General features: G+C 60.9%; 12 protein-coding genes and 3 pseudogenes. 5 read left to right on the forward strand and 10 right to left on the reverse strand.

What is annotated here, in order from left to right:
* Nucleotides 1–34 precede the first annotated feature (34 nt).
* Nucleotides 35–946 carry an alpha/beta hydrolase gene (locus ACYQ8K_RS10540; RefSeq protein WP_459968623.1) on the forward strand — a complete coding sequence of 304 codons (912 nt, stop codon included), beginning with the start codon at nt 35–37 and terminating at the stop codon, nt 944–946.
* 328 nt (nt 947–1,274) lie between these two features.
* Here the strand turns inward: ACYQ8K_RS10540 and ACYQ8K_RS10545 are convergent, their stop codons facing one another.
* Both ACYQ8K_RS10545 and ACYQ8K_RS10550 read right to left on the reverse strand, forming a co-directional pair.
* Complete coding sequence (locus ACYQ8K_RS10545; protein ID WP_459968625.1) at nt 1,275–1,814, reverse strand: hypothetical protein; 540 nt, start codon at nt 1,812–1,814, stop codon at nt 1,275–1,277.
* 409 nt (nt 1,815–2,223) lie between these two features.
* The gene (locus ACYQ8K_RS10550; RefSeq protein ID WP_459968627.1) at nt 2,224–2,976 is read right to left on the reverse strand and encodes a hypothetical protein; all 753 of its coding nucleotides are present in this window, start codon (nt 2,974–2,976) and stop codon (nt 2,224–2,226) included.
* A gap of 16 nt (nt 2,977–2,992) precedes the next feature.
* On the opposite strand from ACYQ8K_RS10550, the gene ACYQ8K_RS10555 reads away from it, so the two are divergent.
* Complete coding sequence (locus tag ACYQ8K_RS10555; protein WP_459968629.1) at nt 2,993–3,565, forward strand: hypothetical protein; 573 nt, start codon at nt 2,993–2,995, stop codon at nt 3,563–3,565.
* Here ACYQ8K_RS10555 and phoU read toward each other — a convergent pair.
* Nucleotides 3,566–4,211 (reverse strand): annotated as a pseudogene (phoU, locus tag ACYQ8K_RS10560) (phosphate signaling complex protein PhoU).
* A 105-nt stretch (nt 4,212–4,316) separates the two neighbouring features.
* On the opposite strand from phoU, the pseudogene ACYQ8K_RS10565 reads away from it, so the two are divergent.
* Nucleotides 4,317–4,616: pseudogene (locus ACYQ8K_RS10565) on the forward strand (DUF3349 domain-containing protein); the annotation flags it as partial.
* Nucleotides 4,617–5,061: 445 nt separating this feature from the next.
* On the forward strand, nt 5,062–5,355 hold the full coding sequence (locus tag ACYQ8K_RS10570; protein WP_459968630.1) for a hypothetical protein: 294 nt from the start codon (nt 5,062–5,064) through the stop codon (nt 5,353–5,355).
* Between the two features lie 810 nt (nt 5,356–6,165).
* On the opposite strand, the gene ACYQ8K_RS10575 is transcribed toward ACYQ8K_RS10570, so the two are convergent.
* From ACYQ8K_RS10575 to ACYQ8K_RS10585, 3 genes are all read right to left on the reverse strand, one after another.
* Nucleotides 6,166–6,321 carry a hypothetical protein gene (locus tag ACYQ8K_RS10575; RefSeq protein ID WP_459968632.1) on the reverse strand — a complete coding sequence of 52 codons (156 nt, stop codon included), beginning with the start codon at nt 6,319–6,321 and terminating at the stop codon, nt 6,166–6,168.
* Between the two features lie 1,367 nt (nt 6,322–7,688).
* Nucleotides 7,689–10,589 carry an MMPL/RND family transporter gene (locus ACYQ8K_RS10580; protein WP_459968634.1) on the reverse strand — a complete coding sequence of 967 codons (2,901 nt, stop codon included), beginning with the start codon at nt 10,587–10,589 and terminating at the stop codon, nt 7,689–7,691.
* Nucleotides 10,586–11,011, reverse strand: coding sequence for an MmpS family transport accessory protein (locus ACYQ8K_RS10585; protein WP_459968710.1), 426 nt, complete (start codon nt 11,009–11,011; stop codon nt 10,586–10,588). The genes ACYQ8K_RS10580 and ACYQ8K_RS10585 overlap by 4 nt, the downstream gene beginning before the upstream one ends.
* Nucleotides 11,012–11,237: 226 nt before the next feature.
* On the opposite strand from ACYQ8K_RS10585, the gene ACYQ8K_RS10590 reads away from it, so the two are divergent.
* The gene (locus tag ACYQ8K_RS10590) at nt 11,238–11,918 is read left to right on the forward strand and encodes a TetR/AcrR family transcriptional regulator (protein WP_459968636.1); all 681 of its coding nucleotides are present in this window, start codon (nt 11,238–11,240) and stop codon (nt 11,916–11,918) included.
* A gap of 482 nt (nt 11,919–12,400) precedes the next feature.
* Here ACYQ8K_RS10590 and ACYQ8K_RS10595 read toward each other — a convergent pair.
* The 4 genes and pseudogenes from ACYQ8K_RS10595 to ACYQ8K_RS10610 form a co-directional block, all read right to left on the reverse strand.
* A pseudogene (locus ACYQ8K_RS10595) lies at nt 12,401–12,742 on the reverse strand (Ni/Fe hydrogenase subunit alpha); the annotation flags it as partial.
* Nucleotides 12,743–13,062: 320 nt separating this feature from the next.
* Nucleotides 13,063–14,061 (reverse strand): Acg family FMN-binding oxidoreductase, encoded by a 999-nt coding sequence (locus tag ACYQ8K_RS10600; RefSeq protein ID WP_459968638.1) that lies wholly within the window; start codon nt 14,059–14,061, stop codon nt 13,063–13,065.
* 908 nt (nt 14,062–14,969) lie between these two features.
* Nucleotides 14,970–15,827 (reverse strand): pantoate--beta-alanine ligase, encoded by an 858-nt coding sequence (locus ACYQ8K_RS10605; protein WP_459968640.1) that lies wholly within the window; start codon nt 15,825–15,827, stop codon nt 14,970–14,972.
* Nucleotides 15,828–15,855: 28 nt separating this feature from the next.
* Nucleotides 15,856–16,683: a mycofactocin-coupled SDR family oxidoreductase gene (locus tag ACYQ8K_RS10610; RefSeq protein WP_459968642.1), complete on the reverse strand. Its 828-nt coding sequence runs from the start codon at nt 16,681–16,683 to the stop codon at nt 15,856–15,858.
* Nucleotides 16,684–16,702 lie beyond the last annotated feature (19 nt).

Here is a 16,702-nt window from a genome sequence, read left to right on the forward strand (position 1 = left end):
TAGTGGCAATAACCCTGGAAGGGAAGGGTCGCCGATGTCCGAACTCCAGCGTGAACGGCTCGACGCGCAACTGCGCGGCATCGGTATCGGGACAGAACAATCAGTGGGCGAGATGCGCGAAAACTTCGCAAAGCTGATGAATCCGCTGCCGGTGCCGGACGGCATCCGCGTCAGCGAGACCTCACTCGCCGGACGACCCGCGCTGCATGTCAGCTCAGACACCGGAGCCGACTCCGCCACTCTGCTCTACCTCCACGGCGGGTCGCATGTGGTCGGCTCTCCCCGCACCGCACTCGGGCTCACCGGCGGCCTGGTGGTCAGGACGGGGATTCCGAGCATCTCCCTGGACTACCGCTTGGCGCCAGAGCACCCGTTCCCTGCAGACGTGGAGGACGTGGTCGCGGCCTACCGGGAGCTTCTCGAGCTGGGTCGATCACCCGAGTCGATCGCCTTCGCCGGCGACTCCGCCGGCGGCGCGTTAACGATCGCCGGTGCGCTCGCAGCGCGCGACGCCCGACTGCCCATGCCGGCGGCGATCGTCACGTTCTCGCCGGGGGTGGACGCGACGCGAACCGGTGCGAGCATGGCGACCAAGGCGGATGCCGATCCCCTGCTCGACCGCGCAAGCCTCGACCGCATGAGCAGCTTCTACGTCGCCGGTCAGGACCCCCACCACCCATTGCTCAGCCCGGCTGTGGCTGCCGATCTCACCGGCCTGCCGCCCATGCTGGTGCAGGTCGGCACCAACGAGATGCTCCTCGACGATGCCCGTCGGCTCGCTGTGCGCGCCTCGGACGCAGAGGTCGACGTCGTCCTCGACATCACAGCGAAGGTGCCGCACGTGTTCCAGTCGTTCACAGGCATGCTCGACGAGGCCAACGAGGCGCTAGACCGGGCCGCGCTCTTCCTGCGCCAGCGCATCCGACCACAACCTGACGGGCAGTGATTGGCGCGTTCCCGGAGTTGAACACATCCCAGTCGCCCAGACTCACCCACATCTCAGTCTCAATCGGATCATCCCGTCGCGTTTCTAGACAACCAAGACAGTGCCTGGCTCAATAAACCTGGGTCAGGCCACAGGTACAACGCACCGGAACACCCACATGGCCTCGATCGGGCTGCAAGCAGGAAGTCGCGCCGAGTATTCAGTTTCCGTCGGTTTGGGTGAGCAACTGAACGATGCGCTCGGAGCGCGAGCAGCGGGCGGAGTAGTGCTGACGACGCCCGGAATCGCTGTCTGGTCGGCAACGCTGGATGACGGGCGCCGGATCGCTTCAAAGCCCGGCGCTCCGTGTCGGTGCTCCAAGAATGTCGCGGTTGGATTTCAGCGAATAGAGCGTCTCGTGTGTCGCTACCCGCTCCGTCGCAAGCTCAGCCGAGACCATCGCTTGAGTTTTGAACACGCGCGCGGCGTTGCCAAGCGTGTAGCGCAACGCTTTGGACTCGTGCGGAGCGACGCGTCGGCCGTTGGGATCCCACAGCCAGACGGTGGTATGAAGATCCCGGCTCGCCTTGCCAATATGTCGGCGAAGTGCTTGGTCGCGCTCGTACAGCTCGGTCGAAGCGACGACCACATTGACGTTTTCCGCCGAGGGCCACGATGCATAATCGATCTCGCGGGCACTGATTCCGAGGATATTCAGCGCAGAGGACTGGACGGGTTCGCTAAGCATCACCGAGACCTTCCACCCTTGCCTCGCGTGATCGAACAGCCACCCCCCGATGCCGACGACCACATCGTGAGCGCATGTGGCGATGGCATGTACGTGGTAGGCCTGCGGCCACTCCGGGGTGATCACGATGCTTGCGCCCACCAAATGTTCGGAACCCCAGGGGTTGTGGGCTCGGAGAGAAACGCACATAGATACGTAATTGAGCCGCCACGGCGTTCACCTGGGCGATTTCGGGCAAAATTTTGGGGGTGGACGCAGCAGCTCGCAGCCTGGTTATGCGACCAAATTATGAGACGAATGTGAGACCCCCTCACAGATTTGGCAGTATCTATAACGCAATCCACAGGGTAGCCGTGGGTGCATCAAATCGGCTCGATGAAGTCTCACTGACTGAAACACACCGTCACCGACTGTCCCCGCGCCGCCCAGTGCTCGACAACGATTTCGCCGCAATCACTTTGCCCTCAACCCGATCGCGGGCATCTGATTCGGCCGGCTCAACTTGAGTCTTCTCCATCCCAGCGTCGCGATAACTCACCGTTAGCGAGCGTTAGATAGCGGTGAGCGGAGGCGATGACCGTCCTTCGAAACGCCAGGACAGCCGATCTCCGATTTTGGCCATGGCAACTTCGCGTGGTTCGGGTGTGGGTCGGTGCCCGCTGGTGACGCTCAGTGCCCAACCCTGTTGACTTCCAAGAACTTCGACATCCGCCGTCGGGTCGATTGTGCGCACGATCGCTTGTAGCGGCCGCACTTCAAGGGGGCCGATCAGATCCACCCACGCGCGATCCTGGTGTGCCAGAGAAGCGCTCAGGAACCATCGGTCGCCTTGTCGGCTCGCCGAGACGTAGGCGGCCGGGTTGAACAATGGATGCAATTCGAGTGCCCGCAATGCTCCTTGGGCGGTCGCGGGCAATCGAAAGCCGGTACGTAGGCGTGCCGCGGTGACAGCGCCGAAACCAATTAGCTGTTTGAGACATATCGATGCGGCGGTGACGGGGTCGGTGCGTTTGGCTACCGCTCGCGCAAACGCTAGGTAAAGCAAGTACATCTGTATATGTATACAGGTTTCGTCGGCGAACCGCACCAAGGCCAAATGCGAGAACGCCGAGAAGTCGATGTCGCTGACAAGCGGTCCGGAATAGTCGCTGTGACCGGGTTCTGAGCTGTCTATCGAATCAAGCGTGAGGTCGGCCGGACGAGTGCGCCTCATATCGTCTTGACCAACCGGCTCGGCCACGGCTGGGTTCGAGTCGTCGATGATGACCGTCCAGGCGCAATGGGGATGTTGGTCGCTGGGCACCCATGGAAGCCGGTGGATGGGGCGCATCTGGGCGCGGGGGGTTTGTCGCGATGGCGGTAGCGTCAAACGTTGGGTCTTCGGTGGTATGACACATTCCTTTGACGAAGTCGGCGCCCAGCGGCTCGCGATTGAGCAGGGACCCACAGTGATTCAAAAAGAATTCGCCGTGGTACCGGTCGTGGACCGCGTAGCGGAAATCCATATCGGTGATGACCGCCAGTCCGCGCTGCCCGGTGGCTTCAATCTGGCGGACGGTTTCGTCAAGATCCGCTTCCGATCGGGCTGCCACGACCGCGTTGGCGCCGGCTTAAGCCAGGGCGATCGCAATGGCGCGTCCGATGCCCACGCCAGCGCCGGTGACGATGGCCACCTGATCGGTGACGTGAAAATTATCAAGGATCATCGGTTCTCTTTCGACATGGCGGCCAGCGGGCGACCGGCGATCAGGGGTAGCCCCGCATGCGAGCGCCAAACCATGCGCCAATATCCCTCCCTCTGGGTTTCCTGCGGCGGGTGCAGCAGTGGCAGGCCTGCTGTCTTGAAGGAGATCGCGCTCAAGTCGTGTGAGAAGGGTGTTGCCGCGGTCTGATCAGACAGTCGGGACACCGGTTGCTTGGAAGATGACTCGTCGGCCGATTGCCACGGCGTGATCGGCGAAGCGTTCGTAATAGCGGCTTAGCAGCGTCACGTCGACGGCGGTGGCGACCGAATACGGCCACTGGCGTTCCAGGACCACGGCGAACAATTGGCGATGGAGGTCGTCCATCGCGTCGTCGTCATCGGCAAGTTTGGCCGCATTACCGATATCCCTTGTCAGCACAACATCTTTGGTGGTGATACCGATATCGACCGCGATTCGGCCCATCTGGGCGAAGTAATCGCTGATGTCGTCGGGGATGGCGTGTGCGGGGTGTCGACGCCGCGCAGTCTTGGCGACGTGCAGCGCGAGCGCGTGCATGCGGTCGACGTCTCCGACATTTTTGAGGCTGCTCACGACGGCGCGTAGATCGCTGGCGACCGGCGCTTGCAGAGCCAGCAAACTGACGGCGTCGGTTTCGGTTTTGTGCGGCTTGAACCGCAAGTTTGTCGTGGTCGCCGATCACGATCTCGGCCTGGACGATGTCGGCCCCCAGCAACGCCTGGGTGGCTTGTTGCATCGCGGTGCCGGCGAGTCCGCACATGTAGCCGATGCTGCGTGTCAACGCTTCAAGCTGCTGATGGAACGCCGTACGCATATCGTCGAGGTTAGACCGCGCGGCCCGGCGGCCGGGCTGGATTCATGGCTGTGATGGTCGGTAGACCGTGTTAGTGGCATCTGCTGCAGGATGGTGGAATTCAGGATGAGTTGGGGCGGCTTGGTGGCCAGGTTTATGGCCTTTGTTCGTGCCGGCTATCCGCACGGTGTTCCGCAGTCGGATTACATCCCGCTGCTGGCTCTCTTGCGGCGTCGCTTGTCCGACGATGAGGTAGCGGCGGTGGCTGCGCAGCTGGCGGCGCGCGACAAGATGGCCATCGAGGATACAGACATCGGTGTGGCGATCACCCGCATCACCGATGAGCTGCCGTCCGCGGCCGACCTGGAACGCGTTCAGCGGCGGCTGGATGCCATCGGATGGCCTACCGACTCAGGCGGCTACCCCATCCCCACGCCGCGTGAAACGCGAATCATGTTGTCCCATAGTAGTTTCCGGATGCCCGCTACGGTGATCGCGACGCGAAGAGCGTGCCAGTGCTGGCTTGCCGGCGACGATCTGGCCTGTCGTCGGTCGAGCGCACCGCCGACAACTGCGCGGGTTTAGTCCCGCTGTTGACCGGAAGGGCGAATACCTCAATACACCAATGAGACTGGGGGCATTATGGCAGCCGGGCGGACCGGATTTAATGACGTGACGTCTGCTTACCTCCACGCAGTATCACTCACTCAAGGCTGGGCATGACTACGGACAGTACGTGCACGACGCGAAGACGCCGGCCCGCGCGACTTGGCATCGTACTTCGAGGACGAAACACGACTCCGACAGGGTCGATCGCTGTCACGCGCTCCTCACCACGTTGACGACCGCATGACACCGAATCACCACTACATTGCCGTTCCGCGATCTGATTGCGGAGGTTCATGCCGACCGCGACGCTGCTCAATATCGCTGCGGGAAGCGCGATTTCCACCTGCCCGGTGGCCACACCGAGCGCCGCCAGGACGCCGGTACTCACGGAGCACATCCCACGTACCTGGTGAGCAATGCCAAGGCGAAGGTGGTCTCCTGCATCCGGCGACCCCCGGAGACCCATCCCGGCCGGATCGACAGGCCGGTCAAGGTGCCGATCAACCTCACGCGGGTCCACGGCGAGGTCTTCACACGCTGGGTGCAGCCTGGTTAGTTCGGGCTGATGCACGTCAACGGTACGTCGCCAATCGCTCTTCTACGGGTGTTGTTGCGGCAGAAGCATTGTCCCCCATCAGCGACAAAGCTTGTTGTCCGGCCCTCGACCCCCGACGCCCACGATCCGCCGGAAGTGGTGCCGCGGCGGGTCCGCCTCGCCCCTATTGGCCTGGCCAAGCCCCTGGAGGAATATGGCGGAATCGAACATGGCGGATACCGGTAATCGATTAGTGCCCCGCTAGACGGACCCGCGAGCAAGGCGGACGCCAACGCGTCGTCATTACTGCCCGGGGTTTGATGCTTGGCCGTAGCGCATCTAATCGTGGACCACGGCGAGTTTCGCGTACTGCCCCACTGGCTACCTGGATCGCTTCCGGCGGCCTCGACTACGAGGCCAGAACCGCTCAGCTCTCGCGTGGATTCGCCGTCGGGATCCCAAGATCCGCTGCCGCTGCAAGCATTCGGGAGTCGTAGGTTGACAACCGCGCGCAATGCCTCGCCGGCTCGCTATGCCGCCGCGAGGTGTATTGCGTCCAGACTTCGCAGACGCAACGGGAGCATGGTGCCAGCGTCCTCAAGCAGCTGTCGCGTCAGCATGGCGGTGTCCAACCCGTTAAGTAGTTTGCGAGCGTCAGTTATCGCCGGGTCACCGTTTGGTGCCACAGCACGTATCAGCTCGGCGCGTGCTAGAGCCGATGAGAACAGGCTGTCAACAGTGTGTGTCGAGGAAGTGCAGCAACGCCTGCGATTCATCCTCCGCGACAACAAGTTTGACTAGCGCAGAGGTATCCAAATAGATCCGCACGGACTAGCGCTCGTCGCTCCGCAGGTGCTCAAGGGTTTCAGAGCCGCTGAGCGAATATCCCGCGGGTTTGAGGTCGTCGACGTTCATTGGACTGCCCGCCGTGACGACTTCACCGGCGTTAATCCGGTCCCGCCACGGATCGCTGGTGATCGGCACCAATCGCGCGACAGGATGACCGCGGTCAGTGATCTCGATCGCTTCCCCGCGGCGACTTTCTTAAGGTACTTGCTCGCGTGTTGCCGCAGCTCCCGTACCCCTATCGTCTTCATGTGCTACGTGGTAGCACATACGGAAGGTGGACCAGCGGCTCGCCACGGTTCGCCATACCGCCACTCCGGGGCCGACGACGTAGTCGCATAGATCCATGGCCGCGATTGCCGGTCCTTTTCGCGGAATTGCTCGACGCGTTCGCGTCGCTGCATTGAGGCGTCGAGCACTTCGGGGCGGTCGATCGTGAGCGCCGGCACGCGGTTTGGCATCACCCGGGCTCAGTAGCGGCTGTCAACAACGCTCCGTCCAGCAACGCCTAGCCAAGTCTGGCTCGAAAATCACGGAGCACCAAGACGGTTGCTGCTGGTACTCAATAGCGATTCGTACAACCCGAGCAGGACTCCTCGTTGCGGTTCGCATGTCCCTTTATGGCACAGAAGCGCCTCGACCAGCTTTGTGGCGTGTGCAATGCCGTCCGAAAACCCACGATCCCACATCATCCACCCGTAGACGAACTTCTCGGCCTCCTCGATATTCACTGGCCTCTGTGTCTCCTGAGAAGTAAGGGCGGCGGTCCAACCATTAAGCAATGTGCTTACACAGTATAATCACCCGGACGCCCGCTTCGGGCACGGAGAGTAGGCGGAGGCCTTTGCCGAAGACAGCCCGGCGCGTTGACTTTTGACGCCGCTACATCATGCCACTTAGGCAAAGCACACCTAGGGCCGCTGTGTCGCCTGGTCCGTGAATCCGCAACGCTTTGGTCGACACAAAATTCTTTGCGGTCCGGTCCCCGACTAAATTCATAGCGCCGAGATCCTGTACCTGAGTCGACCGTAGCGAAGTGGATCACACCCGGCATGGGCGATTTTATTCGCGTCCTATGCCTCGACGAATCTATGCCGAAAGGAATCGTCGGTGAGTCACCGAATCTAGTCTAGGCAGACGTACACCGGATTCTTTCGGCCCGCGTTATTGGAAATGTTCGCCCAGAGAGTGGGGCTCCGGATGATGCGTCTGCACGTCGCACCACCGCGCTCGGTAGACGAGAGCACAATGTGGTCGGCGGGCTGGTCTCCAGGATCCCACCCGCCTTCTCCCCGTAACTGGTTCACACGGTAGGAGCTGTCAGCCAGGTGTGGCGGTTGGTGGGGCCAGCTTTCATTGCCAGGGTGCCGCAGTCAATCCCGGCCTGGCGACGTTGATCTCGTGGTCCCAGTTTTGAAAAAGCGCCCCGCGACCTGTCAAGCTGGCCGGACACAACTCCCCGCGAGTGCACCGGGTGCGTGTCCGACGGCGCGCCGGACCTGTCGCTATCAATTATTTGCTACAGAACATTCGGGAGCGATGTTGGTCGGGGTCGACGACTGTGGGAGGGGTCGGGACCGGACCCGCTGGGGCCACCAAAACCATCGTCCGAGCAGGGTTGCAATAGAAGGTGTCATCAGTGACCGCACGACTAGGGTGTCGAACAGCAGGCCCAGGCCGATGGTGGTGCCGACTTGGCCTATGACGATGAGTTTGCTGACTGCCATGGAGATCATGGTGAAGGCGAAGACGAGGCCGGCAGAGGTGACCACCGAGCCGGTGCCGGCCATGGCCCGGATGATCCCGGTCCGGAGTCCTGCGAGGATTTCTTCTTTCATCCGTGATACCAGCAATAGGTTGTAGTCGGCCCCGACGGCGAGCAAGACGATCACCGACATGGGCAGCACCATCCAGTGCAGAGGAATGCCGATGAGGTGTTGCCAGAGCAGCACAGCGAGTCCGAATGATGTAGCCAGGCTAAGCGCTACGGTGCCGACGATGACCACGGCCGCGACCAAGGCCCCGGTCAAGACAGTCATGATGAGGAAGATCAGGATCAGGGCGGCGACCGCGGCGATTAGCAAGTCGTAGTCAGCGCCTTGCTGCATGTCGTTGTAAAGGGCTGTGCTGCCGCCGAGGTAGACGGTGGATCCTTCCAGCGGTGTTCCTTTAATCGCGTCTGCTGCCGCGGTTTTGATGGGGTTAATCCGCGAGGTTGCCTCTTCGGTGAGGGGGTTGCCTTGGAGCAAAATGGTGAATCGCACCGCGTGCCCGTCAGGGGATAGGAACAGCTTGACACCGCGTTTGAAGTCGGCGTTGTCAAAGGCCTCCGGCGGCAGGTAGAAGGAGTCGTCGTTTTTGGCGGCGTCGAAAGCCTGCCCCATGGCGGTCGCGTTATTCTGTAATGCCATCGTTTGGTCTTGCTGCGCTTTTTGGGTTTGATATTGGTTGAGCATCATTTGCTTTTGGTCTTTCATCGATTGGATCATCGGGGGCATCAGCGCGACCATCTGCGGCATTACCGCATCCAAGCGTTCCATGTCGGGGACCAAGGCTTCGATGTCGTCGCTCATCTTGTCGATGCCATCGAGGGCATCAAACAACGATCGCAGGGCCCAGCAGGCCGGGATGTCGAAACAATGTTTCTCCCAGTAGAAGTAGCTGCGTAGAGGTCGAAAGAAATCGTCGAAGTTCGCCATTTCATCACGCAATGCCTGGACGTCGATGTTAGTTTGCTTAATCTTGGCGACCATGCTGTGGGTGATGTCGGCCATCTGAGCGGTGAGGTTTTGCATCTTTTCCATGGTGTCGATGCTCACTTGCATGTCGTCGGCCTGCTTGAGGATGTTGGCCATCATGGTTTGTAGGTAGTCATTGTTCATCACCTGGCCGGTGCTGTTCATGGCGATGGTGAACGGGATGGTTGCGTGCTGGATGGGTCGTCCCTCGGGGCGGGTGATGGTTTGCACCTGCGCGATCCCATGGACAGCTACGATCGCTTTGGCGATCTTGTCGATCACTAGAAAATCAGCCGGATCGCGCAGATCGTGGTCCGCTTCGATCATCAGCAGCTCGGGATTCATTTTCGCCTGGGAAAAGTGCCGATCAGCAGCGTCGTAGCCGACGTTGGCCGCGACGGTGGCAGGCAGGTAGATGCGGTCTTCGTAGATGGTGTGATAGCCGGGCAGCGCGAGCAAGCCGACCATGGATAACACGATGGCGCACACCAGAATTGCGCCGGGCCATCGGACCGTCGCAGTGCCGACGCGACGCCAACCCCGCTTCTGTTTCACGCTTTTGGGCTCGAGCACCTGCCCGAAGCGACTGGCCAGCGCGATCACTGCCGGCCCCAATATTAAGGCGACGGCAACGACGATCGCCATGCCGACTGCCAGCGGCACGCCCATGGTCTGAAAATACGGTAACCGCGTGAAGTACAGGCAGTAGGTCGCCCCGGCGATGGTCAAACCCGAAGCCAATACCACGTGCGCTGTCCCGTGAAACATGGTGTAGTAAGCCGATTCTCGGTCTTCACCCGACCGGCGTGCCTCCTGGTAGCGACCGATCAGGAAAATCGCATAGTCGGTGGCCGCAGCGATAGCCAGAGTCACCGTCAGATTCGACGAAAACGTAGTAAGGCCAAACATGTTGTGATAGCCCAGAAACGCCACAAGCCCACGAGCTGCCGACAATCCCAAGAGCACCATGGTGAGCACGATGGCCATCGTCACCACCGACCGGTAGACCAACAGCAGCATGACAATGATGACGACAAAGGTGACCAGTTCGATGACTTGCATGCTCTGATCACCGACGACGTTCTGATCGGCCGTGGTGGCTGCGGGCCCGGTCACGTAGGCTTTGACCCCCGCCGGTTCCGGGACGCTGGCGATAATACGTCGAACAGCCGCTACCGACTCGTTGGCCAGCGTCTCTCCTTGATCGCCGGCGATGTAGATCTGCACGTAGGCGGCTTTGCCGTCGCGGCTCTGGGCGGCCGCTGCAGTAAACGAATCTCCCCAAAAGTCTTGCACATGCTGGATGTGGGTGGTGTCGGCCCGGAGATCGCGCACCAACGTGTCATAGAAGCGGTGCGCGTCTGCGCCCAACGGCTTGTCACCTTCCAGCACTATCATCACCGAGCTGCTGGTGGTGAATTCGTGAAAAACGTTACCTACACGCTTGGTCGCGATCATTGAAGGCGCATCGTTGGGACTCATCGATACCGCACGCATCTTGCCCACTGTTTCCAATTGCGGCACAACGGTGTTCAGTACAGCTACGAGAAGAATCCAAGCCACGATGATCGGGGCGGCAAGCATCCGGATCAGCCTTGGCAAGCGTGGACGAGTTTGGTGGCAGGTGGCCGAAGCCGCCCCGGGTGTGGCCCGGTGGGCGGGCGCGCTCATGCCGACTTCACCAAGCAGAACGTTTCCGCGGTTTGACCCGTAGCGGTGCGCTCGTCTTTGACCTTGTCATCAACCTTGATCCGACAGTTGATGCTGTCACCGTCGCCTTGGGCAAGAATATTTGGCGTGGCCGCAGGCGCGGTGGTCCGTAACGTCAGCGACCACGGCAACGTCGCGTGCTCGACCCTCTGAGGCTTGGAATCAAGGTCTAGATAGTTGATGACCGCGGTGACAGATCCCCCCGACACCTCATAGGTAACGATTTTCGGGTTGAACGCTTCGGCACTATCTGAACTTTCTGGTGTCACCAACACAGGGTGCGATCCAAAGACCGTACGCAACTCGCTGACGGCGATACCGCCAATCGCCACGGATAACGCGACCAGGACCGGCAACCACACCTGCCCAAAGAACTTGGTCACCACGACCGCCCTCCACCTTTGCAATGGGTGTCGCATCGGCGCGCAGCTGCGAATCGAGGAGGCGTCGGCGTGGGGCGCTCTGCGACGCTGGGCAGGACAGTAGTCATTAGGTGCACCTTCCCGTGCTGGCGCCACCCCGTGCACATCGAGGGTGGCTAGGCAACCTAAACACATAAACGGATAGAAGTCATCCACTTATACTGTGTTGACGGTTACACTCATGGCCATGGCCAGTCCTGAGCAGTCGCGTCGCCCACTACGCAGAGACGCTCAGCGCAACCGGCAACGGGTGATTAACGCCGCGCGCGAGCTCTTCGCAGTCCGGGGTCTTGAAGCCACTCTCAACGACGTCGCCCACTACGCCAGGCTCGGAGTAGGCACCGTCTATCGGCGGTTTGCAACGAAGGAGGACCTGCTAGAGGCCATCTTCGAAGACGCAATGAACCAGCTCGCCGATCTTGCCGAAACCGCGTTGCGCAATCCGGATTCATGGGAAGGATTCGTCTGGTTTATCCAGCGTATGTGCGAGATCAGCGCCACCGACCGAGGACTTCGCGAGGTCGCCTTCAGCAAGGCCTACCGAGGAGGTCGAGTCGAGGCCGCGCGAGTGCGGCTCGCCCCGACGCTAGCCGAACTTGTCTCGCGCGCACAGGCCGATGGGTACTTGCGTACGGAGCTGTCGCCCACCGATGTTCCCGTGATCGGACTGCTGGCTGGAACAGTGAGCGAATACGCCGACAGCATCAACATCGATCTATGGCGACGCTATGTCGCCCTGCTGGTTGACGGCATGCGGGTGCGCCCCGACCAGACGCAGCTGCCCGTCGACGCGCTGGAAGAAGAACAGCTTGACGTAGCGATGCTCGCGAGCAACAGGCCAGCTCAAGGCGATACAAGCGAATTGTAGAACCGGCCGTGTTCGTCGCGATATATATCCGTTTTGCGGCTTGTGCGATCAAAGAGGATGCCTCGCGATGAGCCTGTGTAGCGTTCCAGCCAGCCGGGATGTTTCGGCCACGGTCTGCCACAACCCGGCTTCAGCATTGTGAGCCACTCGACCATTGACCTCGGCGTCCTGCCGCCGGAGTCGCGGACATCCAGTCCCGGGCGCTCTTGGACCGCGTCGCGATCCAGGTCGGATAGCGGAAAGTGGCCAGGCATTTCCAACCCGGTACCCCACAGTGCTGGACCGCACTGTTTAGTCAAGTGAGGAAATATGACGAGTCTCCAGAACTCCGTCGGAGTGCCACATCACGGTTTAGGTTGAAGCCCTTGCAGTTTCAGCTCATCACGTACCGACCGTCGATCAGCCAGTACTTCTCTTCAACGCCCTCGGTCTCATCGCTGAATATTTCCCACTCCGAGACGTCCCACACGTCGGAAAGTGCCCGCGAAATTTTTGCGACGTCGGCGAATGATCGTCGCCGCGGACACCAGCCCGGCATCATCGATGCGGTAGCGGTGGTACAACAAGCCGCGGGGTGCCTCGCTGACGCCGTGCCCGACGCCAGGACGAGCCGGCACGTCGACGAAGAGGCGCGTCGGGCGTTAGTAGTCCTCGATGATCCGGAGCGTTTCTTCGATCGCGTAGACAACTTCGACAGCTCGGACAACGATGCTGCGGAAAGGATTTCGGCATTCAGCGGCAAGTTTCGCCGCGGCCGCTGCCTCAGCGGCGATCGGCGACAGCGCCGACGAGTTGCGGCAATAGCGGGCTAATGGCCCGGCCAGTGTGCCTGCACGACAGTCATTCCCCCAGTCCTCGGTGACCGCCTCGGTGACGACGGCCGTCACGCGGTGGCGCTCGAGCGCTTCTTGACGGTAAAGGCGGTCGCGCGCCTGATAGGTCAGCGTGCCCGCCACACCCGCCACGGGCACCGCGAGCAGTGAAACGACGAACACGGTCAACATGACCAAGGCTTCGATGCGGTCAGTGCGCCGGATAAGCGGATTACGGCCGAGAATGCGTGACGTCCACCAGCACCGTGGGTCTAATGTGAACGTCTCCATTGCCATCATCTGTGCGCCCACGTTTTCGGGTTCTTCAGCGCCTAATTCGCGATCTTGTGCTCGTGGTCGGCGAGCGACTCGACGAATTCGCTGAGTTCGCGTCGCGGCGTCGCGGGCAATGGATCTGCGTTGATGGGCGCCCACCCGACTCGAAGAAGCATGTGCGGGTGGTTGCTGCCGCCGAAGATATCGGAGTGGACCATTTCTCGGGTGTCCGCGATCTCCAGTGGTTCGGTGACCGGACAACTGGCCAATCCCATCGACGTCGCGGTGAGCAGCACCACACTGGTTGCTTCACCGGCGCGCAGTTGCGCCAGCCGGTCGTCGCCCCGCGTCCCGAGAGCGAGAACGACGGCGTTGTCGTCAGCGGGCGACGAATCCGGTGCCATAGGCAGCGCAGGCCCGGCGAAGAACCGGCCCGGAATCTTCGCCTTAGGATCCGATACCGGCGCATTGCGTGCCGGCACGCCCGCCACCGATGCGTACCGCCCGCTCCACGACGTGAGCTCGGCGATGTAATCGTGGTTCAGGTGATCCCAAACGGATTTGGCGACGATCTTGTGCAGATTGTCGATGTCTTCAACTTGGCATAAAGTGACGCCGTTTCGTGCCGCCCGCGCAGCCACGAGCGCTATATCGCTCATCGGTACGGGCCACGAACTGTAGTGGCGCCGATCGGTTCGACGTCGCGGGATCGCCGCCGCAAGCGCGATATCGACGTAATCAGCGGGATGGCGCGACACTTCGATGGCGGCAAGGTGATCGGGGTCGGCCGGGTTCGGCAGCCGAGTCACCTTCGATCGCCACCCGACTGCCGCTAACGCAACGACGCAGTGATGCAACGCCGCACCGCAACTCAATATCAGGTCGCGACCGTCCGGGTCGGTGTTGGGCAAGCGCCGACTCTCATCCGCGTAGAGGTGCAGGCTCTCGCTGCCAATCCGCCAACGCCACGGCTGCGTGTTATGCACCGAGGGCGCGCGAGACGCCATGCTCAATACGGTCCGAACCGTGCCGGCATCTGGGAAGCGCGAATTCATGGAGGTGCCCCCCTTTCGGTAAAGCCTCGTCATATCCACGATTGCGCGACGGCTTTATCTGCACGAGAGCACGACGGCACTAGCCGGGAAGGACTTTGGGCTCCGTGCGAGGCGGACTTGTCCATCGCGTCCGATTCGCCAGCCGGAACAAATTCCTGACGCCGCGCCGCCATGACGCCCGCAACGGACGTCGCGGCGATCAACAGATCAGCGAACCTGCTTCGCGGTGTCCGTCCGGTGGTGGCGACCGCGGCCACGACAAGTGCGTAACTGCGCACCGCTGAGTCTTCCTAAGGGCAGCGGCTCAAGTCGTGATTCGACTTCTTGCAAACCCGTGCCTGGCGCGTGGCTGCTTCGACCGGTGTGGGGGCCAGTAAGGGGCCGGCGGCCAGCTCGGCGGCCCTCGATCAATTGAGTGGTCGAGATCGTCGCGAAACCGGCGGTGATCGATGCGCATCGCCGCGCTGGCCAGATGCTCGACTTCATCTCGACCAATAAATCTCTGGGGCACGCGCCGTAGCGGGCGAAGTTCGGCCACCGGTTGGCCGTTGCGCGTTACGACGAACGTCTACCCCGCCACAACGGCGTCGATGACTTTCGGCCCGATTGCGCAACGGAATCGTCACCCGCTTCACGTGTAGGAATCCCTAACCCCCACCATTGAGGGGTTAGGGATTCGCGGCCTTCTACACCAATGGGGCCATGACCGTCTGAGCGTTCACTTCTTGCAGCCGACCAGCCCTCGCTCCGCCATTTTTGCGAAAAGCATTACATACCATCAACATTCACATTAAAAAAACCATCGTCCAAGCACGCCTACTACCGAACGTGGCGTGAAACTCGAGACAACTCTTAACTCCCCGGCGACGGAAGTTCGCTAGCGCCGCACCATTTGGTATATGGAGCCGTCAGGCTACAACGTCGCCGTTTACTGAGACGCCCAAATTATCAACTATCGATATTTCGCCTAGTTTCGCCGATCCGAGCAACCGCAGATTACCGGAAAGGACCTCGCGAGGCTCCAGAGTGTCCGCGTCAACGATCGTGACATAGTCCGCTTCCGCTTCTTTGGCAATTAGCGATGTGACGAGGTCGATCACGGGTCGGGCGGATCGCTCCCCTTCTGAAATTGCCGCAACACCCGCAGATAGACCCCTGTACAGAACGGGCGCGGCTATCCGCTGAGAAGGAGTGAGCTGAGCGTTGCGGCTTGATATCGCGAGCCCGTCGTCTTCCCGCTCTATCGGACAGCTCACCAACCGAGCAGGAAGTTGCAGATCCTCGGCCATCTGTCGAAACATAGCAAGCTGTGGCCAGTCCTTCTCACCTGAGTACACCCTGCTGGGCCCAACGATGATCATGAAAGTAGCGAACATCGTGACGACCAATTCCATCCCCCGCCGTTCCGGCATGCCGTCGATGCGCGCGAACATTTCGGGCATATCGATGACCGTTACCGTCCGTCGGGGGAACATGTCGTCACGTTTCGGTACGAAGAGTAGGTCAACACCGGCGGCTTCAAAGAGGGCGGCATCCTCGCCGAGGTTCCGGTCGTAGTCCAACATTGCCCCGTCGCCCCAATCGAGCTTGAGTGCACCCCCCCAAAAGACCGTGACAAAATCGTTCTCAGCTTGGGCGTGCCGTATCACCGACAGGTGACCAGAATGATTCTTGCCGTTGGTGCCAAACATCCCAACTTCGTTGTTGGATGCGCGCTGGTGGTCCAGAATCTTGCGCACCTCGGCTTTCTTCTCCGAGAGGATCACGGTGCACCTTTCTTTAAGTACTGGACGATTACCGCCGGATGTCCATTCCCGCATCGACTTTCAGGATGCTGCCCGTGAACGTGCGCCCCGCCTCCGTAATGAGGAATAGAATCGCGTTTGTCACGTCGCGGGGTTGCACCATCGGAAAGTCGGGTAGAGCGGTCTGCATTGCGTTGACCAGATTCGGGTTCGTCTCCACAACCCTCAACAACGAGGGATTTTGTGTGACCATCGGCGTGTCGCAGTTGGTGGGCGCTACTCCGTTTACCCTGATGCCATCGGGCGCAAGGAGATTGGCGTACGCCTTGACCAAGCCCGTAACCGCAAGCTTTGACAGGTTGTAGCCGTCGGATCCACCGCTGCCGTCGGTGAGGTCCAGCAGTGCTGCCATGGAAGAGGTGGCAACGAGATTCCCGCCCTGACCGCGCCCTCTTAAATGGGGGATTGCGATATGGAACGTGTTCCACACCCCGATCAAGTTGATGTCGATGCCGGTGCGCAGCGATGTTCCGGGGTCCTTCTCATCGAGATCACATGTCACGACGCCGGCGTTGGCGACAACAGTGTCAATACTTCCGAAGCGTTCGACTCCAGCGTCGAAGGCCGCTTGGAGGGATCCCATATCACGGACATCGGCTTTATGCGCCAACATGGATTTGCCGGCCTTTTCGACCAGCCGTGAGGTCTCTGCGAGCTCCTCAGCGGTGCCGAGGTGATATGGCACCGCGGCCACGTCTTCGCAGATATCCACCCCGACGATGTCCGCGCCGCATTCGGCGAACGTCACCGCGTGTGAACGTCCTTGGCCGCGCGCCGCGCCAGTGATGAAAACTACGCGACCTTCTAGCGGTCCCACATTCTTGTCCTTAAACGTC

It is taken from the genome of Mycobacterium sp. MUNTM1, from assembly GCF_054660795.1.